Source organism: Rhodobacteraceae bacterium LMO-JJ12, assembly GCA_021555075.1.
GTDB lineage: Bacteria > Pseudomonadota > Alphaproteobacteria > Rhodobacterales > Rhodobacteraceae > JAKGBX01.
This window is the reverse complement of the sequence record JAKGBX010000001.1, coordinates 179,362-196,964: the sequence shown is the minus strand read 5'-3', so window position 1 is coordinate 196,964 and position 17,603 is coordinate 179,362. Positions and strand designations below refer to the sequence as shown.

The 17,603-nt window shown below is 58.2% G+C and carries 16 protein-coding genes and 1 riboswitch; of the genes, 8 read left to right on the top strand and 8 right to left on the bottom strand.

Annotated elements, in window-relative coordinates; all coding sequences use genetic code 11:
• The first annotated feature begins 126 nt into the window (after nucleotides 1-126).
• The 4 genes from LZG00_00995 to LZG00_00980 all read left to right on the top strand — a co-directional run bounded on the left by LZG00_00995 (nucleotide 127) and on the right by LZG00_00980 (nucleotide 3,682).
• Nucleotides 127-732, top strand: a complete 606-nt coding sequence (locus LZG00_00995; protein MCF3592572.1) for a glutathione S-transferase — start codon at nucleotides 127-129, stop codon at nucleotides 730-732.
• Between the two features lie 234 nt (nucleotides 733-966).
• Nucleotides 967-1,545, top strand: coding sequence for a ubiquinol-cytochrome c reductase iron-sulfur subunit (gene petA / locus LZG00_00990; protein MCF3592571.1), 579 nt, complete (start codon nucleotides 967-969; stop codon nucleotides 1,543-1,545).
• An 11-nt stretch (nucleotides 1,546-1,556) separates the two neighbouring features.
• Entirely contained in the window at nucleotides 1,557-2,873 is a 1,317-nt protein-coding gene (gene petB / locus LZG00_00985) for a cytochrome b (GenBank protein MCF3592570.1), read from the top strand.
• A 14-nt stretch (nucleotides 2,874-2,887) separates the two neighbouring features.
• A complete protein-coding gene (locus LZG00_00980) occupies nucleotides 2,888-3,682 on the top strand; it encodes a cytochrome c1 (GenBank protein ID MCF3592569.1) in 795 nt (264 codons plus the stop codon).
• A 249-nt stretch (nucleotides 3,683-3,931) separates the two neighbouring features.
• Here LZG00_00980 and thiQ read toward each other — a convergent pair whose 3' ends face one another.
• The 3 genes from thiQ to thiB are packed head-to-tail and all read right to left on the bottom strand — an operon-like array spanning nucleotide 3,932 to nucleotide 7,126.
• On the bottom strand, nucleotides 3,932-4,627 hold the full coding sequence (thiQ, locus tag LZG00_00975; GenBank protein MCF3592568.1) for a thiamine ABC transporter ATP-binding protein: 696 nt from the start codon (nucleotides 4,625-4,627) through the stop codon (nucleotides 3,932-3,934).
• Nucleotides 4,614-6,152: a thiamine/thiamine pyrophosphate ABC transporter permease ThiP gene (locus LZG00_00970; GenBank protein MCF3592567.1), complete on the bottom strand. Its 1,539-nt coding sequence runs from the start codon at nucleotides 6,150-6,152 to the stop codon at nucleotides 4,614-4,616. Before LZG00_00970 ends, thiQ begins: the two co-directional genes overlap by 14 nt.
• Nucleotides 6,128-7,126: a thiamine ABC transporter substrate binding subunit gene (thiB, locus tag LZG00_00965; protein MCF3592566.1), complete on the bottom strand. Its 999-nt coding sequence runs from the start codon at nucleotides 7,124-7,126 to the stop codon at nucleotides 6,128-6,130. Before thiB ends, LZG00_00970 begins: the two co-directional genes overlap by 25 nt.
• Before the next feature lie 33 nt (nucleotides 7,127-7,159).
• Nucleotides 7,160-7,272, bottom strand: a riboswitch (TPP riboswitch).
• A 158-nt stretch (nucleotides 7,273-7,430) separates the two neighbouring features.
• On the opposite strand from thiB, the gene aroC reads away from it, so the two are divergent.
• The gene (gene aroC / locus LZG00_00960) at nucleotides 7,431-8,537 is read left to right on the top strand and encodes a chorismate synthase (GenBank protein MCF3592565.1); all 1,107 of its coding nucleotides are present in this window, start codon (nucleotides 7,431-7,433) and stop codon (nucleotides 8,535-8,537) included.
• A gap of 5 nt (nucleotides 8,538-8,542) precedes the next feature.
• Nucleotides 8,543-9,487 carry an AEC family transporter gene (locus tag LZG00_00955; GenBank protein MCF3592564.1) on the top strand — a complete coding sequence of 315 codons (945 nt, stop codon included), beginning with the start codon at nucleotides 8,543-8,545 and terminating at the stop codon, nucleotides 9,485-9,487.
• A 48-nt stretch (nucleotides 9,488-9,535) separates the two neighbouring features.
• Here LZG00_00955 and LZG00_00950 read toward each other — a convergent pair whose 3' ends face one another.
• From LZG00_00950 to LZG00_00940, 3 genes are all read right to left on the bottom strand, one after another.
• A complete protein-coding gene (locus LZG00_00950; protein ID MCF3592563.1) occupies nucleotides 9,536-10,411 on the bottom strand; it encodes a DMT family transporter in 876 nt (291 codons plus the stop codon).
• Nucleotides 10,412-10,629: 218 nt separating this feature from the next.
• Nucleotides 10,630-10,917: an HU family DNA-binding protein gene (locus LZG00_00945; GenBank protein ID MCF3592562.1), complete on the bottom strand. Its 288-nt coding sequence runs from the start codon at nucleotides 10,915-10,917 to the stop codon at nucleotides 10,630-10,632.
• A 131-nt stretch (nucleotides 10,918-11,048) separates the two neighbouring features.
• Nucleotides 11,049-12,527: an AMP nucleosidase gene (locus LZG00_00940; GenBank protein MCF3592561.1), complete on the bottom strand. Its 1,479-nt coding sequence runs from the start codon at nucleotides 12,525-12,527 to the stop codon at nucleotides 11,049-11,051.
• A 765-nt stretch (nucleotides 12,528-13,292) separates the two neighbouring features.
• Between LZG00_00940 and LZG00_00935 the strand changes: the two genes are divergently transcribed.
• Nucleotides 13,293-15,194 carry a polysaccharide biosynthesis protein gene (locus tag LZG00_00935; GenBank protein ID MCF3592560.1) on the top strand — a complete coding sequence of 634 codons (1,902 nt, stop codon included), beginning with the start codon at nucleotides 13,293-13,295 and terminating at the stop codon, nucleotides 15,192-15,194.
• On the opposite strand, the gene LZG00_00930 is transcribed toward LZG00_00935, so the two are convergent.
• The gene (locus LZG00_00930; GenBank protein MCF3592559.1) at nucleotides 15,191-15,598 is read right to left on the bottom strand and encodes a VOC family protein; all 408 of its coding nucleotides are present in this window, start codon (nucleotides 15,596-15,598) and stop codon (nucleotides 15,191-15,193) included. The two genes, LZG00_00935 and LZG00_00930, sit on opposite strands and share 4 nt — an antisense overlap.
• 35 nt (nucleotides 15,599-15,633) lie before the next feature.
• On the opposite strand from LZG00_00930, the gene LZG00_00925 reads away from it, so the two are divergent.
• The gene (locus tag LZG00_00925; protein ID MCF3592558.1) at nucleotides 15,634-16,440 is read left to right on the top strand and encodes an acyl dehydratase; all 807 of its coding nucleotides are present in this window, start codon (nucleotides 15,634-15,636) and stop codon (nucleotides 16,438-16,440) included.
• 104 nt (nucleotides 16,441-16,544) lie between these two features.
• Here the strand turns inward: LZG00_00925 and LZG00_00920 are convergent, their stop codons facing one another.
• A complete protein-coding gene (locus LZG00_00920) occupies nucleotides 16,545-17,579 on the bottom strand; it encodes an FAD-binding oxidoreductase (GenBank protein MCF3592557.1) in 1,035 nt (344 codons plus the stop codon).
• Nucleotides 17,580-17,603 lie beyond the last annotated feature (24 nt).

Sequence of the window (17,603 nt, the reverse complement as noted above, 5' to 3'; positions counted from 1 at the left end):
ACGTAGCGCGGGCGTTGTATTCCACGGGCGTCTCGACTTAAACTCGCAACGCTTCGGACCGCGCCCAGACCCTGCTTGACCCCGCCCTGACCATTCCGCCATTTCAGCCTCAAAAGGAACCTTCCCATGCAACTCATCCACGCTCCCGCATCCCCCTTCGTGCGCAAGGTGCGCGTCGTCCTCCATGAGACCGGCCAGCAAGATGACGTCACGCTTGTGCCGGTAAAAACCGCGCCCACCGCAGTGGCCGACGAGGCCCGTGCCGCCAACCCGTCAGGCAAGATCCCGGTGCTGATCCGCCCCGACGGCCCGGCGATCTATGACAGCCGCGTCATCACCCGGTTTCTCGATGCGCGCGCCAATGGCGACCTCTACCCCGAGGCACGCATCTGGGAGACGCTGACGCTTGAGGCGACGGCGGATGCGATCATGGATGCCGCCGTGCTCTGCATTTATGAATCGCGTCTGCGCCCGCCCGAACACCGCTCGCAGGATTGGATCGAAGCCCAGTGGAGCAAGGTCGAAAGCGCGCTCAATGCTGTCAATGAGCGCTGGATGAGCCACCTGGCTGGCCCACTCGATGCCTCCCATATCGCCATCGGCTGCGCGCTCGGCTATCTTGATTTTCGCCATGACAACCGCGCCTGGCGCAAAGGCAGGGACGCGCTCGACGATTGGTTCGCGGTCTTTTGCGAACGCGACAGCATGAAATCCACCGCGCCAAACGATTGATCCGGCCCGAGGGGCGCGCTTTCAGCGCCCCTTTCCGGGGCGCCGGCGTGTTGCGATTGTCACCTTGAATCTGTTGCACTGTGACCCCCAAGCCTGCGCTCAATAGGCGCATTTTCCAATCGCGTCTGGACGCAAGGGCAATCCGGCGATAAAGAACGCGCGGGAAGGGCTGCTGGATTCTGCGGCCCGCTTGAGATTGGCCGACCCTCGGCCTGAAAAAACGGAGAAAACCTCGTGTCGAACGCAGAAGATCACGAAGGCACCCGCCGGGACTTCCTCTATTACGCCACCGCAGGAGCGGGCGCCGTGACAGCAGGAGCCGCAGTCTGGCCGCTGGTCGATCAAATGAACCCCTCCGCCGATGTTTCGGCGCTTTCCTCAATCCGTGTCGATATTGCCGATGTCGAAGAGGGCACGCAGCTCACGGTGAAATGGCTGGGCAAGCCGGTCTTCATCCGCCGCCGCACCCCCGAGGAAATCGAGGCCGCCCGCGAAGTCGATATCACCACGCTGATCGACACCAACGCCCAGAACCGTAGCGACATGGCACTGGATGCGCACGATCAGAACAGAACGCTCAAGCCATTTGAAAGTGACGAGGACACTGGCGAATGGCTGGTGATGATCGGCGTCTGCACCCACTTGGGCTGTGTTCCGATCGGTGATGGCGCTGGTGATTTTGGCGGCTGGTTCTGCCCCTGCCACGGTTCGCACTACGATACGTCGGGCCGCATCCGCAAAGGTCCCGCCCCCGAGAACCTCTGGGTGCCGGTGGCCGAATTCGTCGACGACACGACGATCAAGCTGGGTTAAGGAGCACGCATATGTCCGGAATTCCCCACGATCATTACGAACCCAAAACGGGTATCGAAAAATGGCTGCACAAGCGTCTCAACGTTGTCGGCCTGATCCATGACACCATCATGATCCCCACCCCGAAAAACCTCAACTGGTGGTGGATCTGGGGCATCGTGCTGGCCTATTGCCTGGTGCACATGATTGTCACTGGCATCATCCTTGCGATGCATTACACCCCGCATGTCGATATGGCGTTTGCCTCGATCGAACACATCATGCGCGACGTGCGCGGCGGTCATATGATCCGCTATATGCACATGAATGGCGGTTCGCTGTTCTTCTTCGCCGTCTATATCCACATCTTCCGCGGCCTCTACTACGGCTCCTACAAAGCCCCGCGCGAAGTGACATGGATCGTCGGCATGCTGATCTTCCTGATGATGATGGGCGCAGGCTTCATGGGCTACGTTCTGCCTTGGGGTCAGATGTCGTTCTGGGGCGCGACCGTGATCACTGGCCTCTTTGGTGCCATCCCGTTCATTGGCGAACCGATCCAGACCTGGCTTTTGGGCGGACCGGCAGTTGATAACGCCACGCTCAACCGCTTCTTCTCGCTGCACTACTTGTTGCCGTTCGTGATTGCCGCGCTTGTGATCGTCCATATCTGGGCCTTCCACACCACCGGCAACAACAACCCGACAGGCGTCGACGTGCGCACCGACAGCAAGGAAAACGTCAAGAAAGACACACTGCCCTTCTGGCCCTATTTCGTGATCAAGGACTTGTTCGCGCTGGCGGTCATTCTGGCGATCTTCTTTGCTGTGGTCGGCTTTATGCCCAACTATCTGGGCCACCCCGACAACTACATCGAAGCCAACGCTCTCGTGACCCCTGCGCATATCGTGCCCGAATGGTTCTTCCTTCCGTTCTATGCGATCCTGCGTGCCTTCACCTCCGAGGTCTGGGTTGTGCAATGGGCCTCCGCGCTCACCGGCGGTATCATTGATGCCAAGTTCTTCGGTGTGTTGGCGATGTTCGGCGCGATCCTCGTGATGGCTCTGGTGCCTTGGCTTGATACAAGCCGCGTGCGTTCGGGCCGTTTCCGCCCGATGTTCAAGTGGTGGTTCTACCTCTTGGTGCTCGACTTCATCTTCCTGATGTGGCTTGGCGCCCGTCCGGCAGAAGAGCCTTACGCCACCTATTCGCTGATCGGTTCGGCCTATTGGTTCGCCTACTTCCTGGTGATCCTTCCGATCTTGGGTGTAATCGAAAAACCGAATGCGGCCCCGGCCACAATCGAAGAAGACTTCGAAGCCCACTACGGCGCGAAGCCGGCAGAATGAGAAAGGACAAGGGAATGACTATGAAAAAACTTGCGATCTCCGCAGTTACCGCCCTCGCCCTTTCGGCCGGTGGCGCCCTCGCCGCTGGTGGCGAAGGCCATGTGCATGATGTGGACTTCTCCTTTGAAGGCCCCTTCGGCACCTTCGATCAGCATCAGCTGCAACGCGGGTTGCAGATCTATACCGATGTCTGCTCGGGCTGCCACGGGCTGACCTACGTGCCGCTGCGCTCGCTGGCAGACGAAGGTGGACCGCACTACTCCGAAGAGGAAGTCATCGCCTATTCGAAGAACTTCGACATCTTCGATGTGGAAAAAGACGAAGACCGTCCGCGGACACCCGTCGATCACTTCCCGTCCCGCTCGGGTGATGGCATGGGCCCGGATCTCAGCCTGATGGCCAAGGCCCGCGCAGGTTTCCACGGCCCCGAAGGCACTGGTATCAACCAGCTGATCAAAGGAATGGGCGGCCCGGAATACATCGTCTCTATTCTCACCGGATATACCGGCGAGACCAAGGAAGAGGCCGGTTCGACCTTCTATGAAAACACCGCTTTCCCTGGTGGTTGGATCGCAATGGCACCGCCGCTCTATGGTGAAGACGTCGAATTTGCCGATGGTCACAGCAATGAGCTGCATCACGAAGCCGAAGATATCGCGGCCTTCCTGATGTGGACCGCCGAGCCCAAGATGATGGCGCGCAAACAGGCCGGATTTGTCGGCGTGCTGATGCTCACCATCCTCAGCGTGCTGCTCTACCTCACCAACAAGCGCATCTGGCGTCCGATAAAACACAAGGGCGAAAGCTGACGCTCTTGCCTTTGCCGTGACATCAACAAAGCCCCGCCCAACCCGGCGGGGCTTTTCCTTTGCCGCCGACTCGGGCGCGCAACACCTGTGTCGCAACTTCACATCGTTATGAAAGCGGCCGCCGCATTAACTAAATCCCGCGTTAACCAATTGCGGTTTCGACGGCAGCCGGACAACAGCCGCAAGTCATACCCGAGTCACCCCCCAAAATAACACCGTGCGGCCGGATTCACCTCGCTTGATATCCGGTTAATCGCCTAGGTATTTCCTTAACGCCTCGGGCGGGTCTGCCATCAGCTCCGCCACCGGCACGGGCGCCTCCGCGCGCCCTTGCGCGACCAGTATGGCCGCTTGTGCAAACCGCACTGCATCGCCCGGATCATGGCTCACCATCAACACCGTCGCACCAATTTCCCGCGCCAGTTCTGCCACCAGATCGAGCATTTCATTCTTCAACGCCGGTCCCAATGCCGAGAACGGTTCATCCAATAACATCAATGGCTTGCGCTGCACCATAACGCGCGCCAGCGCCGCCCGGCTCTGCTGACCACCCGATAGATTGCCGGGCTTTCTCTGGCCAAATTCGTCCAGCCCGACACGGGCCAGCGCGGCCTGCACATCCGCCTTCTGCGCCGCACTCAAGCGCAGCGACGGATCAATCCCAAGCCCGACATTCTGCGCCACTGTGAGGTGTGGGAAAAGGTTATTATCCTGAAACAACATGGCGATAGGCCGCTCACCCGGATTGAGACCGGTAATATCGCGCCCATCCCACATCACCGCGCCCAGATCGGGCGCAAAAAACCCTGCTATCGTATTGAGAAGAGTGGACTTTCCTGCACCCGAAGGCCCGATCACCGCAACCCGCGCGCCACGTTCGACGGTGAAATCTGCCCTCAATTCAAATTCGTCCTGCCGGATTACCAGCCCCTCAAGCGTCAACATCCACCCGCCCTCCCCGGTCGAAAATCCAGAACAGAACAAGGCTCAACACCAACAAAATAAGCCCCGCCCCCGCCGCCGCCTCCATCCGATAAGCCCCCATCAAACGATACATCTGAAGCGGCAACGTGGCCCAATCCGGCGAGGCAAACAACGCCACAACTCCCAAATCCCCCATCGAAAGCGCCGCCGCCAATCCGGCAGAAAAACCTAATGGTTTCCGTAGCCTGGGAAGGATAATCCACCGCAGCCGCGCCCATCCACGCAACCCCAATGCGTCTGCAAGCCGCCCATAATCCGCTTCGACCGCACGCATCTGCGGCGCCAGCACCCGCACCGCAAAAGGCAACGCCATCAGTGCGTTGACCAGCGCCGTTGTGGGCAGCGCCAAAGCATTCGGGTTCATCACCGGATTGATCAGCAAGAACAGGCCCGTGCCGATCACCATCGGCGATATCGCCAACCCGAGATAGCCCCAGATTTCGCCGGTCCGCGCCAAGGCCAGCGCAAGAATGATCGTCAGCCCGGTCGAGATCAGAGCGATCACCACAGAAATACCCGCCGCCTTGTAGACAACCCCCGGCACCTGCCCCAATCCGCTGATCCCGTTGAGAATAACAAGACTGAGCGGCACCAGGAGGAACACCGCAGCAAGCACCAGAACGCCACCATCAACCAGCCGCAACCAAGGAGAGTCAGCGTCCCAACGCCGCACGACCCGGTCAAGCCCTGCGCCAAATCCCGGCGGCGCCGCAAGCCACAGCGCAAGCGCCGTTGCACCCACCGCCAGCCCCAGTTGCACCATCGCCAGCATCGCCGCGCGCCCGAGATCGAAATCAAACCGGAAAGATTGATAGATCGCCAGTTCGATGGTAGTGGCCTTCGGCCCACCCCCAAGCGTAATCGCCACCGCGAAGCTACTCAGACACAAGGCAAAAATTACCATCACTGCACCGGGTAGCACCGCTCTGAGCATCGGCCATTCCAGAGTTCTCGAGACCTGCCATGGCCTCATCCCGAGACTTGCAGCAAGGCGGAATCGTTCGCCGGGAATCCCTTGCCAGCCTTGCAGGATCATTCTCGTGGCCAGCGGCAGGTTGAAAAACACATGCGCCAGCACCACGCCTTGCAGCCCGTAGATCGTGATCGGCGGGGCACCGAACGCTTCGAGCAATTGGTTAACAACGCCGCTTTTGCCGAATACCGCCAGCAATCCTAGCACGGCCACGATCACCGGTAGGATAAACGGCGCCCCCAACAAGGTAATCAACAACTTGCGCCCCAAGAAACGCCGCCGTGCCAAGGCTTTGGCCACCGGCACAGCCAACGCAACACTCAACCCCGCCGATAAAATCGCCTGCAGTAACGTGAACCGCACGGTGGTCCAGTCCCGCGTTAATACACCTGCGATAGTGTCAGCGCTCCAAAGCACCGCACCCAGCGGCGCAAGCAGAAAAAGAGCGACAAACGCTGCTGCACCCCATGCCGAGGCACCGCGCAGGTTTACTGCGACAGCGCGTTCAGCCATTCCACCAGCGCCTCGTCGCGCAGGGCCGATACCGTATTGGCCGGCGCCAAAAGCGCGCGCCCCGCCTCCAGCGGCGGATTGAACCCCTCCGGAAGCCCCGCCTCGGGAATAATCGCTGGATACATCCAGTTGGTCGTCGGAATGATGCTCTGGAAAGCCTCCGAAAGCATGAATTCAAGAAACATGTCGGCCAGTTCCGGCTGATCCGTCGCGGCGATCTTTCCGGCCAGCTCGATCTGCAAGTAGTGCTGGGAAAACGGAGCAAACCCCTTGCTGTCATCGCTTTCCGCGATGCGGTGATACGCGGGCGAAGTGGTATAACTCAGGACCATGTCGGCCTCGCCATCAAGGAACAATCCATAGGCTTCCGACCAACCTGGCGTGACGGTCACGATGTTGTCGGCCAACCGGGCCCAGACCTCACCTGCCTTGTCGCCGTGTACCGTCTTTACCCAAAGCAACAGCCCCAGCCCCGGCGTCGACGCTCGCGGATCCTGTATAACGATACTGACATCCGACGCGGCCAGTTCTTCAAATGATTTCGGAGGGTTGGGCAGTTTTTCCTTGTCATGCACAAAGGCGAAATAGCCCCAGTCATAGGGCAGGAAATAAGGGTCTTTCCAAACGCCTGCCGCATCTTCCGGGTTGGGCACATCCACCTGCGGCGCACGTCCGTGTTTGCCAAACAGCCCCGTCTCGGCGGCGGCGGCGGAAAGGTTGGTATCCAGCCCCAAGACCACATCAGCTCTTGTTCGCTTTCCCTCCAGCTTCAGCCGCGCCAGAAGCGCCGCGCCGTCGCCTGCGCCGACGAATTGAAGATCACAGCCACATATTCCCTCAAAGGCTTTCTCAACTGCGGGCCCCGGCCCCCATTCCGAAACAAAGCTATCATAGGTGTAGACGGTAAGTTTTGGGGTTTCGGCCACAGCGGATGTGGCGGCCAGAACTCCCGCGGCAAATGCAAGATGTCTCATCTCATCTCCTTATCTGCGACGGGCGGAGCAAGATCGGGAGACCGATACCTTCCCTCCGCCGGTCTTAACCGGTTCAGGTTCAACGGGTCTGCACATCGCACTGCATCTCAGCCTGAACCGCCGTTCAGGCACCCCGAGGTAAGCTCACACCTATCCTTCACCTATCCCCTTGGCAAGCCGCTCACCGCTCCCTCCTCTGACCAGAAGTATCCCAGGGGTGCGGGGGCGGGCCCCCGTTCCTGCCCTCTGCACTCTTGGCACGGCTGGCCCTTGCCGCTATGCCTCCGTCCAAAGGAGCCGCCCCATGAGCCTGAACACATTCGGACATCTCTTCCGCGTCACCACCTGGGGCGAAAGCCACGGGCCCGCCCTGGGCGCCACGATTGATGGCTGCCCTCCGGGTGTGCCAATTGATGAGCCAATGCTGCAACACTGGCTCGACAAGCGCCGCCCCGGCCAAAACAAGAACACCACCCAGAGGCAGGAAGCCGACGCGGTCAAGATTCTATCGGGTGTTTTTGAAGGTGTTACCACCGGCACGCCGATACAGTTGTTGATCGAAAACACCGATCAGCGCAGCAAGGATTACGGCGACATCGCCCAGACCTTCCGCCCGGGCCACGCCGACATCACCTATCATCTCAAGTATGGCGTGCGCGACTATCGCGGCGGCGGGCGCAGTTCGGCGCGTGAAACCGCTGCTCGGGTCGCCGCGGGCGGCGTTGCGCGCGCAGCGATCAACACGCTTGTGCCGGGCCTTGAAATCAAAGGCTACATGACCCGCATGGGCGACATGGCAATCAATCGCGCTGCGTTTGATTGGGACGCGATTGATCACAATCCATTCTGGATTCCGCAAAATGCTGAAATCGCACAGGAATGGGAAGATTACCTGACCACCATCCGCAAAGCCAAAGACTCGGTTGGTGGCGAGGTCGAAATCGTGGCACGCGGCGCCCCGCCCGGACTTGGCGCGCCGGTCTATGGTAAACTCGATACAGATCTGGCCGCCGCGATGATGTCGATCAATGCAGTTAAGGGCGTTGAGATTGGTGAAGGCATGGCAGCAGCCCGCCTCAAAGGCACCCAGAACGCCGACGAGATTTTCATGGGCAATGACGGCCAGCCGGTTTTTTCATCCAACCATTCAGGCGGCATTCTCGGTGGGATCTCTACCGGCCAGGACATTACGGTGCGCTTTGCCGTCAAACCCACGTCATCTATCCTCACACCGCGCCAATCGATCCGCATGGACGGCTCGGCGACCGAAGTGATCACAAAGGGACGACACGATCCCTGTGTCGGTATCCGCGCCGTGCCGGTGGGAGAGGCAATGATGGCCTGTGTCATCCTTGACCATCTGTTGCTACATCGCGGTCAAGTGGGTGAGAACCAAGGCCGGATCGGCTAAGCTGCATGCTTGCGATTCTGTCGATCACCTTTCCAATCTACGCCGCCGTGGCTTTGGGTTATTTTATGGTGCGCAAGGGCGTCTTTCGCCCTGAACAAATGCCCGTCTTTGGCGGCTATGTGATGAACGTCGCCTTACCCGCATTGTTGTTCAATGCCGTTGCCAGTCGCGATGTCGGCGAGGTTTTCAATCTCGCCTATATGGCTGTCTTCCTTGCCGGAGCGCTTGGTACCATCGTGGTTGCATGGGTTTGGTTCTCGGCGATGGGCGTATCGCCTTCACGCCGCGCGGTTGCGATCATGGGTACCACCTGCCCGAACTCCGGCTATGTCGGCTATCCTGTGATGCTTCTCATCTTTCCTGCATTTGCGGGACAAATCCTTGCGCTTAACATGTTGGTCGAAAACTTTGTGATCATCCCGCTTTGTCTGGCGCTGATGGAGGCGGCAAACGGCAGCGACGAAGCGCGTGTGTTGCGCAAGATCGGGCGCATCTTGCTGAGCGTGCTACGGCGGCCAATGGTGATTGGATTGCTGGCCGGTCTTCTTGTTTCTCTCTCGGGTATCGCCATGCCCGAACCGGCGACCCGGCTTTTCTCCATGCTGGCCGCCTCTGCTTCGGCGTTGGCGCTCTTTGTCATTGGCGGCTCGCTTGTGGGTGTTGCCTTTCGCGGCATTCGCGCCATTGCGGTGCAGATCGTGCTGGGCAAACTTATTCTTCACCCCGCGATGGTTGCGCTGGCTGTGATCGTCGTTCCGATTGTCGGGTTTGCACCACTGAGCAACGAAATGCGGCTTGCAGTTGTGATCTCTGCTGCAATGCCCATGTTTTCGATCTATGCGCTTTTCGCTCATGAATCAGGATATGAGGGTATGGCTTCCATCGCCCAGATACTTGCAACGGCGGGCGGATTCTTCACTCTGAACGCACTGCTTCTCATACTGCATTAGCCAATCTCGATCGTCTCGAAATTTGCCAAACGTCGGGGAGGATCGGGCTCACACAGCCACAGGTTTCTGTTTGGACAACTGAACAGCCAAAATTCCTACCGTCACGATTGCAACACCCAACACATCCAATCCACCAATCTTTTCGCCCAGCAACACTGCCGCGACGGCCACGCCAAAAAACGGGTTGAGGAAATGGAAGGTCGCCGCTTTCACTGCGCCGATGGAATTAACGAGAGTAAACCACACCCACGTTGCCATAAGACCCGGCACCAGCGTGGTGTAGATAAAGGCCACGATCAATTGCCACGACCATATGACCGTGAGCGTTTCGGTAAAGCCTGAGACAACCGCCAAACAGGCCGAGCCCACAAACATCTGCAACCCGACGATCATCATAACATTGCCACCGGACGAGGCACCACGCACCGAAAGCGTGGCAATCGTCAGCGCCATAGCCCCGATAATGCAGAGCGCCACACCTGTCCAATCAAGCCCGCCATCCAACCGCCCGCCCATGATCAAGGCAACCCCGACAAACCCCATGATCAGCCCGATAACCGCCATCGGGCGAAGCTTGTCGCCAAACACCATCCACCCAGCCAACGCCACCATCAAGGGCATGGTAGAGGCGATAATCGAAGCCAAGCCTGCCTCGATCCATTGCATCGCCACAAAGTTGAGGCCCAGATAGAGCGCGTTCTGGCAAATGCCAAAAATGATCGTTGCCCGCCATTGCGCCCGCGTCAGCCGAAACCGCTGACCAAGGGCAAGCGCAATGCCAACCCCAATCAAACCAGAAAGAAGAAATCTGAGTGAGAGCGAGGCAATTGGTGGTGCATATTCCACAATCACCCGTGCCGACGTAAATGCCGACGACCACATAAAGGCAAAGGCCAGCCCCATGAAAATTGCGCGCGCGTTCATCGACTTGCCTCGTGCTGTTTTGCGGGGTCCAATGCGGGCGCAGTTAACAATGAGTAACGCGGAACAACAAGGGCTGGCGGTATCGAGAGTGTCCGGGGCGAATATCCCAATAGCTGCATTATTGGCATTTCACGAGCTACTCTAATCTGTCTCTCGACTGCACAAATGAAAGGGGTCGCCCAGTCGGACGACCCCAGAAACTCTTCACGTTTGAAAAATTAGCTATTCACGCTATCTTTCAGAGCCTTCGCGATGGTCATTTTCACCACCTTGTCGGCCTCTTTCTTGATCTGCTCACCCGTGGCAGGGTTGCGCACCATGCGCTCGGGGCGTTCGCGGCAGTAAATCTTGCCAACGCCGGGCAAAGTTACGGCCCCACCGCCCGAAACTTCACGGGTGATGATTGCTACAACGGCGTCAAGCGCGCCTGCAGCTGTTTTCTTGTCACTTCCCATTTCATCTGCCAGCGCGGCGACAAGCTGGGTCTTGGTCATCGGTTTTGCCATTTCTTGGTCTCCTTACTTGCCCGAATACTTGGGCCTCATCGCCGCCATATAACGGGATATAGCTGATGAACACAACGAATAGTGGCTGCTTGCAAGCGAAAAACAGGTATTTAGTGGTGCTTTTTGCACCATCAGAGGAACGCAGTTTCACTAAAACTACGTAACTTCCTCGAATGAAGCCGTTCCAATGGCATATCCCGAAGCGACTCCATGGCGCGAATCCCTATCATCAAATGCCGTTCGACTTGGGTCTTGTAGAAATCCGATGCCATGCCCGGCAGCTTCAACTCGCCATGCAATGGCTTGTCAGAGACGCACAAAAGCGTGCCATAAGGCACACGAAACCGAAAACCATTGGCTGCGATCGTCGCGCTTTCCATGTCGAGCGCAATCGCCCTGCTCTGGCTGAGCCGCTGCACCGGGCCTTTGATGTCGCGCAATTCCCAGTTGCGATTGTCCAGACTGGCGACAGTGCCGGTGCGCATCACCCGCTTCAGATCATAGCCCTCTAGCCGCGTCTCGATCGCAACTGCCTTTTCAAGCGCAATCTGAATCTCGGCCAACGCAGGGATAGGCACCCACAGCGGCAAATCGTCGTCCAGAACCTTGTCTTCACGCAGATAGGCGTGCGCCAGAACGAAATCACCCAGCGACTGTGAATGCCTAAGCCCGGCGCAATGACCCACCATGATCCAGGCATGTGGGCGCAACACCGCAATGTGGTCGGTTGCGGTTTTCGCATTCGGTGGTCCGACCCCGATATTGACAAGCGTAATCCCCGAGCCGTCGGCGCGTTTCAAGTGATACGTCGGCATTTGCGGCAAGCTCAGCGGGATCGTCATTGGCTCATCCGGCTCGGTAATCTCGACGTTCCCGGTGCCAACAAACCCGGTATAGCCGCTTGCCGGATCAGCCAGCGCCTTGCGTGCATAGGCCTCAAATTCGTTCACATAGAACTGATAGTTGGTAAACAGCACGTGGTTCTGGAAATGCTCTGGTTTGGTCGCCGTATAGTGGGACAGCCGTGCCAGAGAATAATCCACCCGCTGCGCGGTAAACGGTGCAAGCGGCATCTCACCGTCCGCGCCGGGCTGAAAGGTGCCATTGACGATGTTGTCATTAGTTGTGCTCAGATCCGGAACATCAAACAGATCGCGCAGCGTGAAATCGGCTGCCCCCTGTTGCGGCACTGCGATGGCCGGATCGTTGGCGACCGCAAAATGCACCGGCATCGGCGTGTTCGAAACGCCAATCTCAACCTGAACACCATGGTTCGCCATCAACAAACCAATTTGCTGGCGTAGGTAATTGGCAAACAACCGGGGCCTTGTGATCGTGGCCACATGAATTCCCGGGTCCGAAACATGGCCAAAGCTCAGACGGCTGTCGATCTTGGCAAAGCTCGTGGTTTGCAACCGGATCTGCGGATAGCAGGCACGCACCCGAACCTTGGGCACATCCCCCGCCATCGCGCGCACGAACCAGTCACTCAAAAAGACGACGGCTTGATCATAAATGGCACAGATCTGTTCTACCGCTGCCTCCGGGTTATCAAACATCTGTGCTGCGGGCACGTCCGGCCCAACGACCTCACCGTTCTCAACTACCATCTCGCACCCCATTCACAAATCAATCCAGCCACGTTGGCATGACATTCCCCAGCTTTCAAGCAGACCGCTACAGTCTCGAAGGGACCATCGCTCATTGGATTTCGATGTGTTTGAGCCAAGCCCATTTAGCCGCACTCGACCTGTCCGGTCTCTGTTCCGCCCCCTTAAGCTCGTTTAACCCGCCTTCGCCAGAAGCCCGGTCGACGTCAACAAAATCAGCGCGGCGGTTGATGTTTTCGCCGCCTTCAGCCGAGATCCGACGCTCGACGGTTTGCAAACTGTGATATCCGCCTTTCGGCCCGGCTGACCTCTCTGACCGACGCTGGTTGAGACCGTACGCGATCACACCAATAGACTAATCGTTCCCTACCAAGTGCAACGTCGGTCGAACTTCCCGGAAACATGACCATCTGGAAAACGAAACAACCGGTCACGTAGACGCCAATAAAGACTCCATCAATCCCCCTGCAAATTTGACCGATTCTCTTTGAGAGAATCTCTTTTCTCATCGCGAATCATACTCCCTCAAGAGAGGTGCGCGAGAAACCGCTCAAAAGATGATAATAAAATTGTGTTTTCTGCGTTAGCGCACAACAATATCTGGGCCAAAATCGTGTTTTTGCACTTGCAGCATTCTACTACTTGCTTATTGCAGCGTCAGCCAAGTAGACTCCGTGTGTATTTGAACGAAATAGATACTTTGCGTTCTTACAATTACCGGCGCGCACTAAATTGATGCGGAGCTGATCGAGATATGCAACTAAGATGATCAAGTCCTCTGGGGGGCAGATGAATTTTTACGAGATGGTTACCTCGCTCACGCGCAGTCAAAAGCGTTTTATCTTTCTCGTAATCGATGGCCTGCTGGTGCCTGTCGCTCTGGTTCTTTCGCTGCTGCTTAATGCTTCGGTCGCGCTCGATTGGCAAACGGTCGTTTCTATCGCACCAATCACCATTATTATGACAGGCATCGCCATCTTGTCTTCCCACCTGCTTGGTCTGACCCGGATCAAGCTGAATGCCTATGAATACCAGGGGATTGTTCGCACCAGCTTTTTTGCCGGTATTCTCGGCATTTCGGGCCTGTGTTTGAATTTTGCATTCGGCCAGCCGGTAAACGCTGAAACATTCTTCATCTTCACCATGGCGCTTATGATCATGAGCGTTTCGGGGCGCATGGCCCTGCGTCAATTCCTGCTGCATATTTATCGTAAGGGTTCCGACCGGATGCGCGTGCTGGTCTATGGGGCTGGCCAGACCGGTCAGCAATTGGCTGCCGCCCTGCGCACTGACGATGCCGTCCAACTCGTGGCTTTTGTCGACGACAACCCGACCCTGCAATCGCTTGTGGTCTCCGGGCTTCCGGTCTACGCGCCGTCAAAAATTCAGGAACTGATCGACAGCGAATCCATCGACCGTGTCGTTCTGGCGATGCCGTCATCCTCGCAAACCGTTCAGGCCCGCATCGCGCACAAATTACGCCAATTGGGGTGCGAAGTGCATTCGCTGCCCTCATTTGCCACCTTGGTCGGCGAAGGTGAGCTGAACACCCGCCTGTCGCCTGTTTCGCTCAGCGATCTCTTGGGTCGTTCAAGGCTGGAACATGAACTGCCGTCAGTGTCCGACACATACTCCGGGCGCCGTGTTTTGATCACCGGAGCGGGAGGCTCGATCGGCTCCGAGCTTTGCCGTCAGCTGATCTCCTGCAAGCCCGAACGCATTGTGCTGCTCGATCACTCCGAATTGGCGCTTTACACAATCACTAAAGAAATGAACGACCTGACCAGCGATATTCTGATCGAACCTGTGCTCGGCTCGGTTTGTGACCGCAATCTTGTCGATCAGGCGCTCAGCGCCAACAAGATTGATGTCGTTCTGCATGCCGCAGCCTACAAGCACCTGTCGCTTGTCGAAACAAATGAAATCGCAGGCATCCACAATAACGTCTTTGGCACCAAGACAATGGCCGATGCCGCACGTGAAGCCGAAGTCGACCGCTTCATCTTGGTGTCGTCGGACAAGGCCGTGCGCCCGACGAATGTCATGGGTGCCTCAAAACGCCTGGCGGAAATGGTGGTTCAGGATCTGTCCACACGTTCCGAGAAAACCCGCCTCGCAATGGTGCGCTTCGGCAATGTGCTTGGCTCATCCGGATCGGTCATTCCACTGTTTGAAGAACAGATTGCCCGTGGTGGCCCCGTTACGCTCACCCATGGCGAAGTGACGCGTTATTTCATGACCATTTCCGAAGCTGCCCGGCTGGTATTGCTTGCCGGGTCTTTCGCGCGTGGCGGCGATGTTTTCGTGCTCGACATGGGCGACCCGGTGCCAATCCGCAAACTGGCACGTCAAATGATCGAAGGTGCCGGGCTAAGCGTGATGGACGATGAAAATCCCGAAGGCGATGTCGAGATTGTCGAAATCGGTCTGCGGCCGGGCGAAAAGCTGCACGAGGAACTGCTGATTTCTCCTGATATGCTCACCACCCCACATCAAAAGATCATGCGGGCTCAGGAAAACTTCCTTTCGGAACTCGAAATGGCCAATGCAATCCGAGATCTGCGGCAAGCCATCAACACACGTGATCCGTTGGCCGCCCGCGCCGTTATTGCGCGGTGGGTGGAGCGCTTCGAAGACGCGCGTTCCGAAGAAGCCCAGATCAGCTAGACCCTGTTGGCAATCTCGATCAGGTTTTGATCGGGATCACGTAGATAGATCGAAAGTATCGGCCCCTGCGCCCCGGTTCTTCTCACCGGGCCCATCTCGATTTCTACTCCCATGCTCTCAAGATGGCGGGTCCAATCCGCCACAGTTCGCTCGCTGAGAAAACACAGGTCGGCTGACCCAGCGCGCGGCGTCGCAGCCTTGGGTTCAAACTCGCCGCCGACGCGGTGCAGATTGATCTTCTGCGCCCCAAAGGTCAGCGCCACACGCAAACTTCCGTCCGCTGAAAGAAATTCTTCCACCTTCATGCCCAGAACGCTCTCATAGAATGCCACAGTTATACCAATATCTGCCACCGTAAGCACAAGGTGATCCAGGCTTACGACTTGAAATTTTGCGCTCTGCATTGCACTCACACCCTCGTCTACCTATGACTTTCGCCATGCAAGATGCCAGCGCCCCCAACTTTCGTCAAAGCGATCTCATCGATCCTGCACGCGCCCGCGCCATGCAGGCCACACTCGGCAACGCCCCCGACATCCAGGTCGGCAGCCCTCTGCCGGTATTCTTCGAGCAACTCTACTTTTGGGAACCCTATCCGTCGGCGCAACTCGGTCGCGACGGCCATGCCCGCACCGGCCAGGGCTTCATCCCTGATATGGGCCTTCCCCGCCGCATGTGGGCCGGCGGGCGGCTGGCCTTTCATGCCCCGCTTCTCGCTGGTCATGAGACAGAAAAACTGGGCTATGTCGAATCCACCACACGCAAGACGGGCCGTTCCGGCCCTTTGGCCTTCGTGGTTCTGCGCTATGAATTCTACCAAGACAATCGACTTTGCCGCACCGAATGGCGCGATCTGGTCTACCGCGAAGATCCGGCCCCCAATCAAGCCATACCGAAGCCACCGATGGCGCGAGCCGACGAAGAAAGTGCCATCCAGACCCGCTTTGACACCACAATGTTGTTTCGCTACTCGGCGCTCACCTTCAACGGCCACCGCATCCACTACGACCTCGACTACGCAAGTAATGTCGAAGGCTATGCCGGGCTGGTTGTCCACGGCCCCTTACTGGCACAACACCTGATGCTGATGGCCGAGACAGAACTTGGCCCTCTCAAATCCTTTCGCTTCCGCGCCACCTCGCCCCTGATGCATTTCGAGTCGGCCACCCTGTGTCGCAACGGCACCTCGCTCTGGGTTCGGGGCCCGGAGGGTCGTCAGTGCATGCAGGCCGAAGCAGGTATCTGACGCCATACCTGTCTTACGCTGATCGGCAATATCCCGAGGAGTTTGAAGAGCTGGCCCCTCAATTCATGCCGGTTCGTCGCCACGCCGTTCGCATCTTTTTCGACTCAAAGCGACGCCTCTGGTCGAAACGCGTCCGGGATCTCATCACGTTCGTCCAGCACCAGATTTGCCATCAGCCTCGCGACGCCGGGCGCCATACCAAACCCGATCTTGAACCCACCATTCGCAATGAACTGCCCCTCGCAAATCGGATGCGCCCCCAGCATCGGCGCGCGGCTTCTGGCGCGCGGGCGCACTCCGGCCCAGCGCTCAACAACCGGCGCATTGCGCAAGTCTGGTACCACCGCCCGCGCCTTTTCCAACACGCTGTCAAGCTGTGCATCAGTGGCGTTCGGATCACAATACTCTCGTTCCGAGGTCGAGCCCACGGCCACGGTGCCATCGGCATGCGGCACGATATGCACGCCATCGGCAAAGATCTGCGGTCGCTCCGCTGCATCAAACCTCAGGACAGCACCCTGCCCCTTCACCCCATTGCCCACATCCCGGCCAAGATTCGCGCTGATCCGTTCCAGATCCCAGAGGCCTGCTGCCCAAATCACTGCGCCTTCGTCGCTCGCCTCCTGCACGATCTCACCGTCCCGCATGGTGATCGCCGCAGCTAAAGCCTTGCCCGCCGCCCGCGGGTGCATCCGCGCAGTCAGAGTGTCATGAACCAGCCAGCCGGTTGGGCTGAGAGGCGCCCACCCTCCGACATCCACCGCGCGCAACACCTGCCAATTTGCTGCATCCTGCCACAGTTCTGCGGCCGTCACCTCCCGCGCTCTCGCCAGGTCCAGCGCGCGCTCATCCGCCAGCGGTTGTAACCGCCCCGTTCTGGCATAGCCCGCCGAAAGTCCGCCTATCGCTTCGACATCGGCCCAGAAGCCCTCTGCCAACAGCAGGCTGCGCAGTTGAAACTCCTTCTTGTCGTTCCAGTTTTCTGGCACATGCGGCGCCAAGGCCCCCACGACGCCACCCGACGCCCCCGCGCCCACGCCGTGTGGATCAACCACCCGAACGCGCGCGCCCCGCTGCAGACATTCCCACGCAATCGACAGCCCGAAAATCCCCGCCCCCCGGATTGTCACATCGACCATTGCCAAAGCTTTCCCCCCTCTGCA

Excerpts from the sequence above, each read along its gene's own strand:
- LZG00_00940 (MCF3592561.1), bottom strand. The coding sequence starts at position 12,527 with ATGGTAGTTGAGAACGGTGAGGTCGTTGGGCCGGACGTGCCCGCAGCA.
- LZG00_00950 (MCF3592563.1), bottom strand. The coding sequence starts at position 10,411 with ATGAACGCGCGCGCAATTTTCATGGGGCTGGCCTTTGCCTTTATGTGG.
- LZG00_00925 (MCF3592558.1), top strand. The coding sequence starts at position 15,634 with ATGCAAGATGCCAGCGCCCCCAACTTTCGTCAAAGCGATCTCATCGAT.
- LZG00_00955 (MCF3592564.1), top strand. The coding sequence starts at position 8,543 with ATGCTTGCGATTCTGTCGATCACCTTTCCAATCTACGCCGCCGTGGCT.
- thiB (MCF3592566.1), bottom strand. The coding sequence starts at position 7,126 with ATGAGACATCTTGCATTTGCCGCGGGAGTTCTGGCCGCCACATCCGCT.
- LZG00_00970 (MCF3592567.1), bottom strand. The coding sequence starts at position 6,152 with ATGGCTGAACGCGCTGTCGCAGTAAACCTGCGCGGTGCCTCGGCATGG.
- thiQ (MCF3592568.1), bottom strand. The coding sequence starts at position 4,627 with ATGTTGACGCTTGAGGGGCTGGTAATCCGGCAGGACGAATTTGAATTG.
- LZG00_00935 (MCF3592560.1), top strand. The coding sequence starts at position 13,293 with ATGATCAAGTCCTCTGGGGGGCAGATGAATTTTTACGAGATGGTTACC.
- petB (MCF3592570.1), top strand. The coding sequence starts at position 1,557 with ATGTCCGGAATTCCCCACGATCATTACGAACCCAAAACGGGTATCGAA.
- LZG00_00995 (MCF3592572.1), top strand. The coding sequence starts at position 127 with ATGCAACTCATCCACGCTCCCGCATCCCCCTTCGTGCGCAAGGTGCGC.
- LZG00_00920 (MCF3592557.1), bottom strand. The coding sequence starts at position 17,579 with ATGGTCGATGTGACAATCCGGGGGGCGGGGATTTTCGGGCTGTCGATT.
- LZG00_00980 (MCF3592569.1), top strand. The coding sequence starts at position 2,888 with ATGACTATGAAAAAACTTGCGATCTCCGCAGTTACCGCCCTCGCCCTT.
- LZG00_00945 (MCF3592562.1), bottom strand. The coding sequence starts at position 10,917 with ATGGCAAAACCGATGACCAAGACCCAGCTTGTCGCCGCGCTGGCAGAT.
- LZG00_00930 (MCF3592559.1), bottom strand. The coding sequence starts at position 15,598 with ATGCAGAGCGCAAAATTTCAAGTCGTAAGCCTGGATCACCTTGTGCTT.
- aroC (MCF3592565.1), top strand. The coding sequence starts at position 7,431 with ATGAGCCTGAACACATTCGGACATCTCTTCCGCGTCACCACCTGGGGC.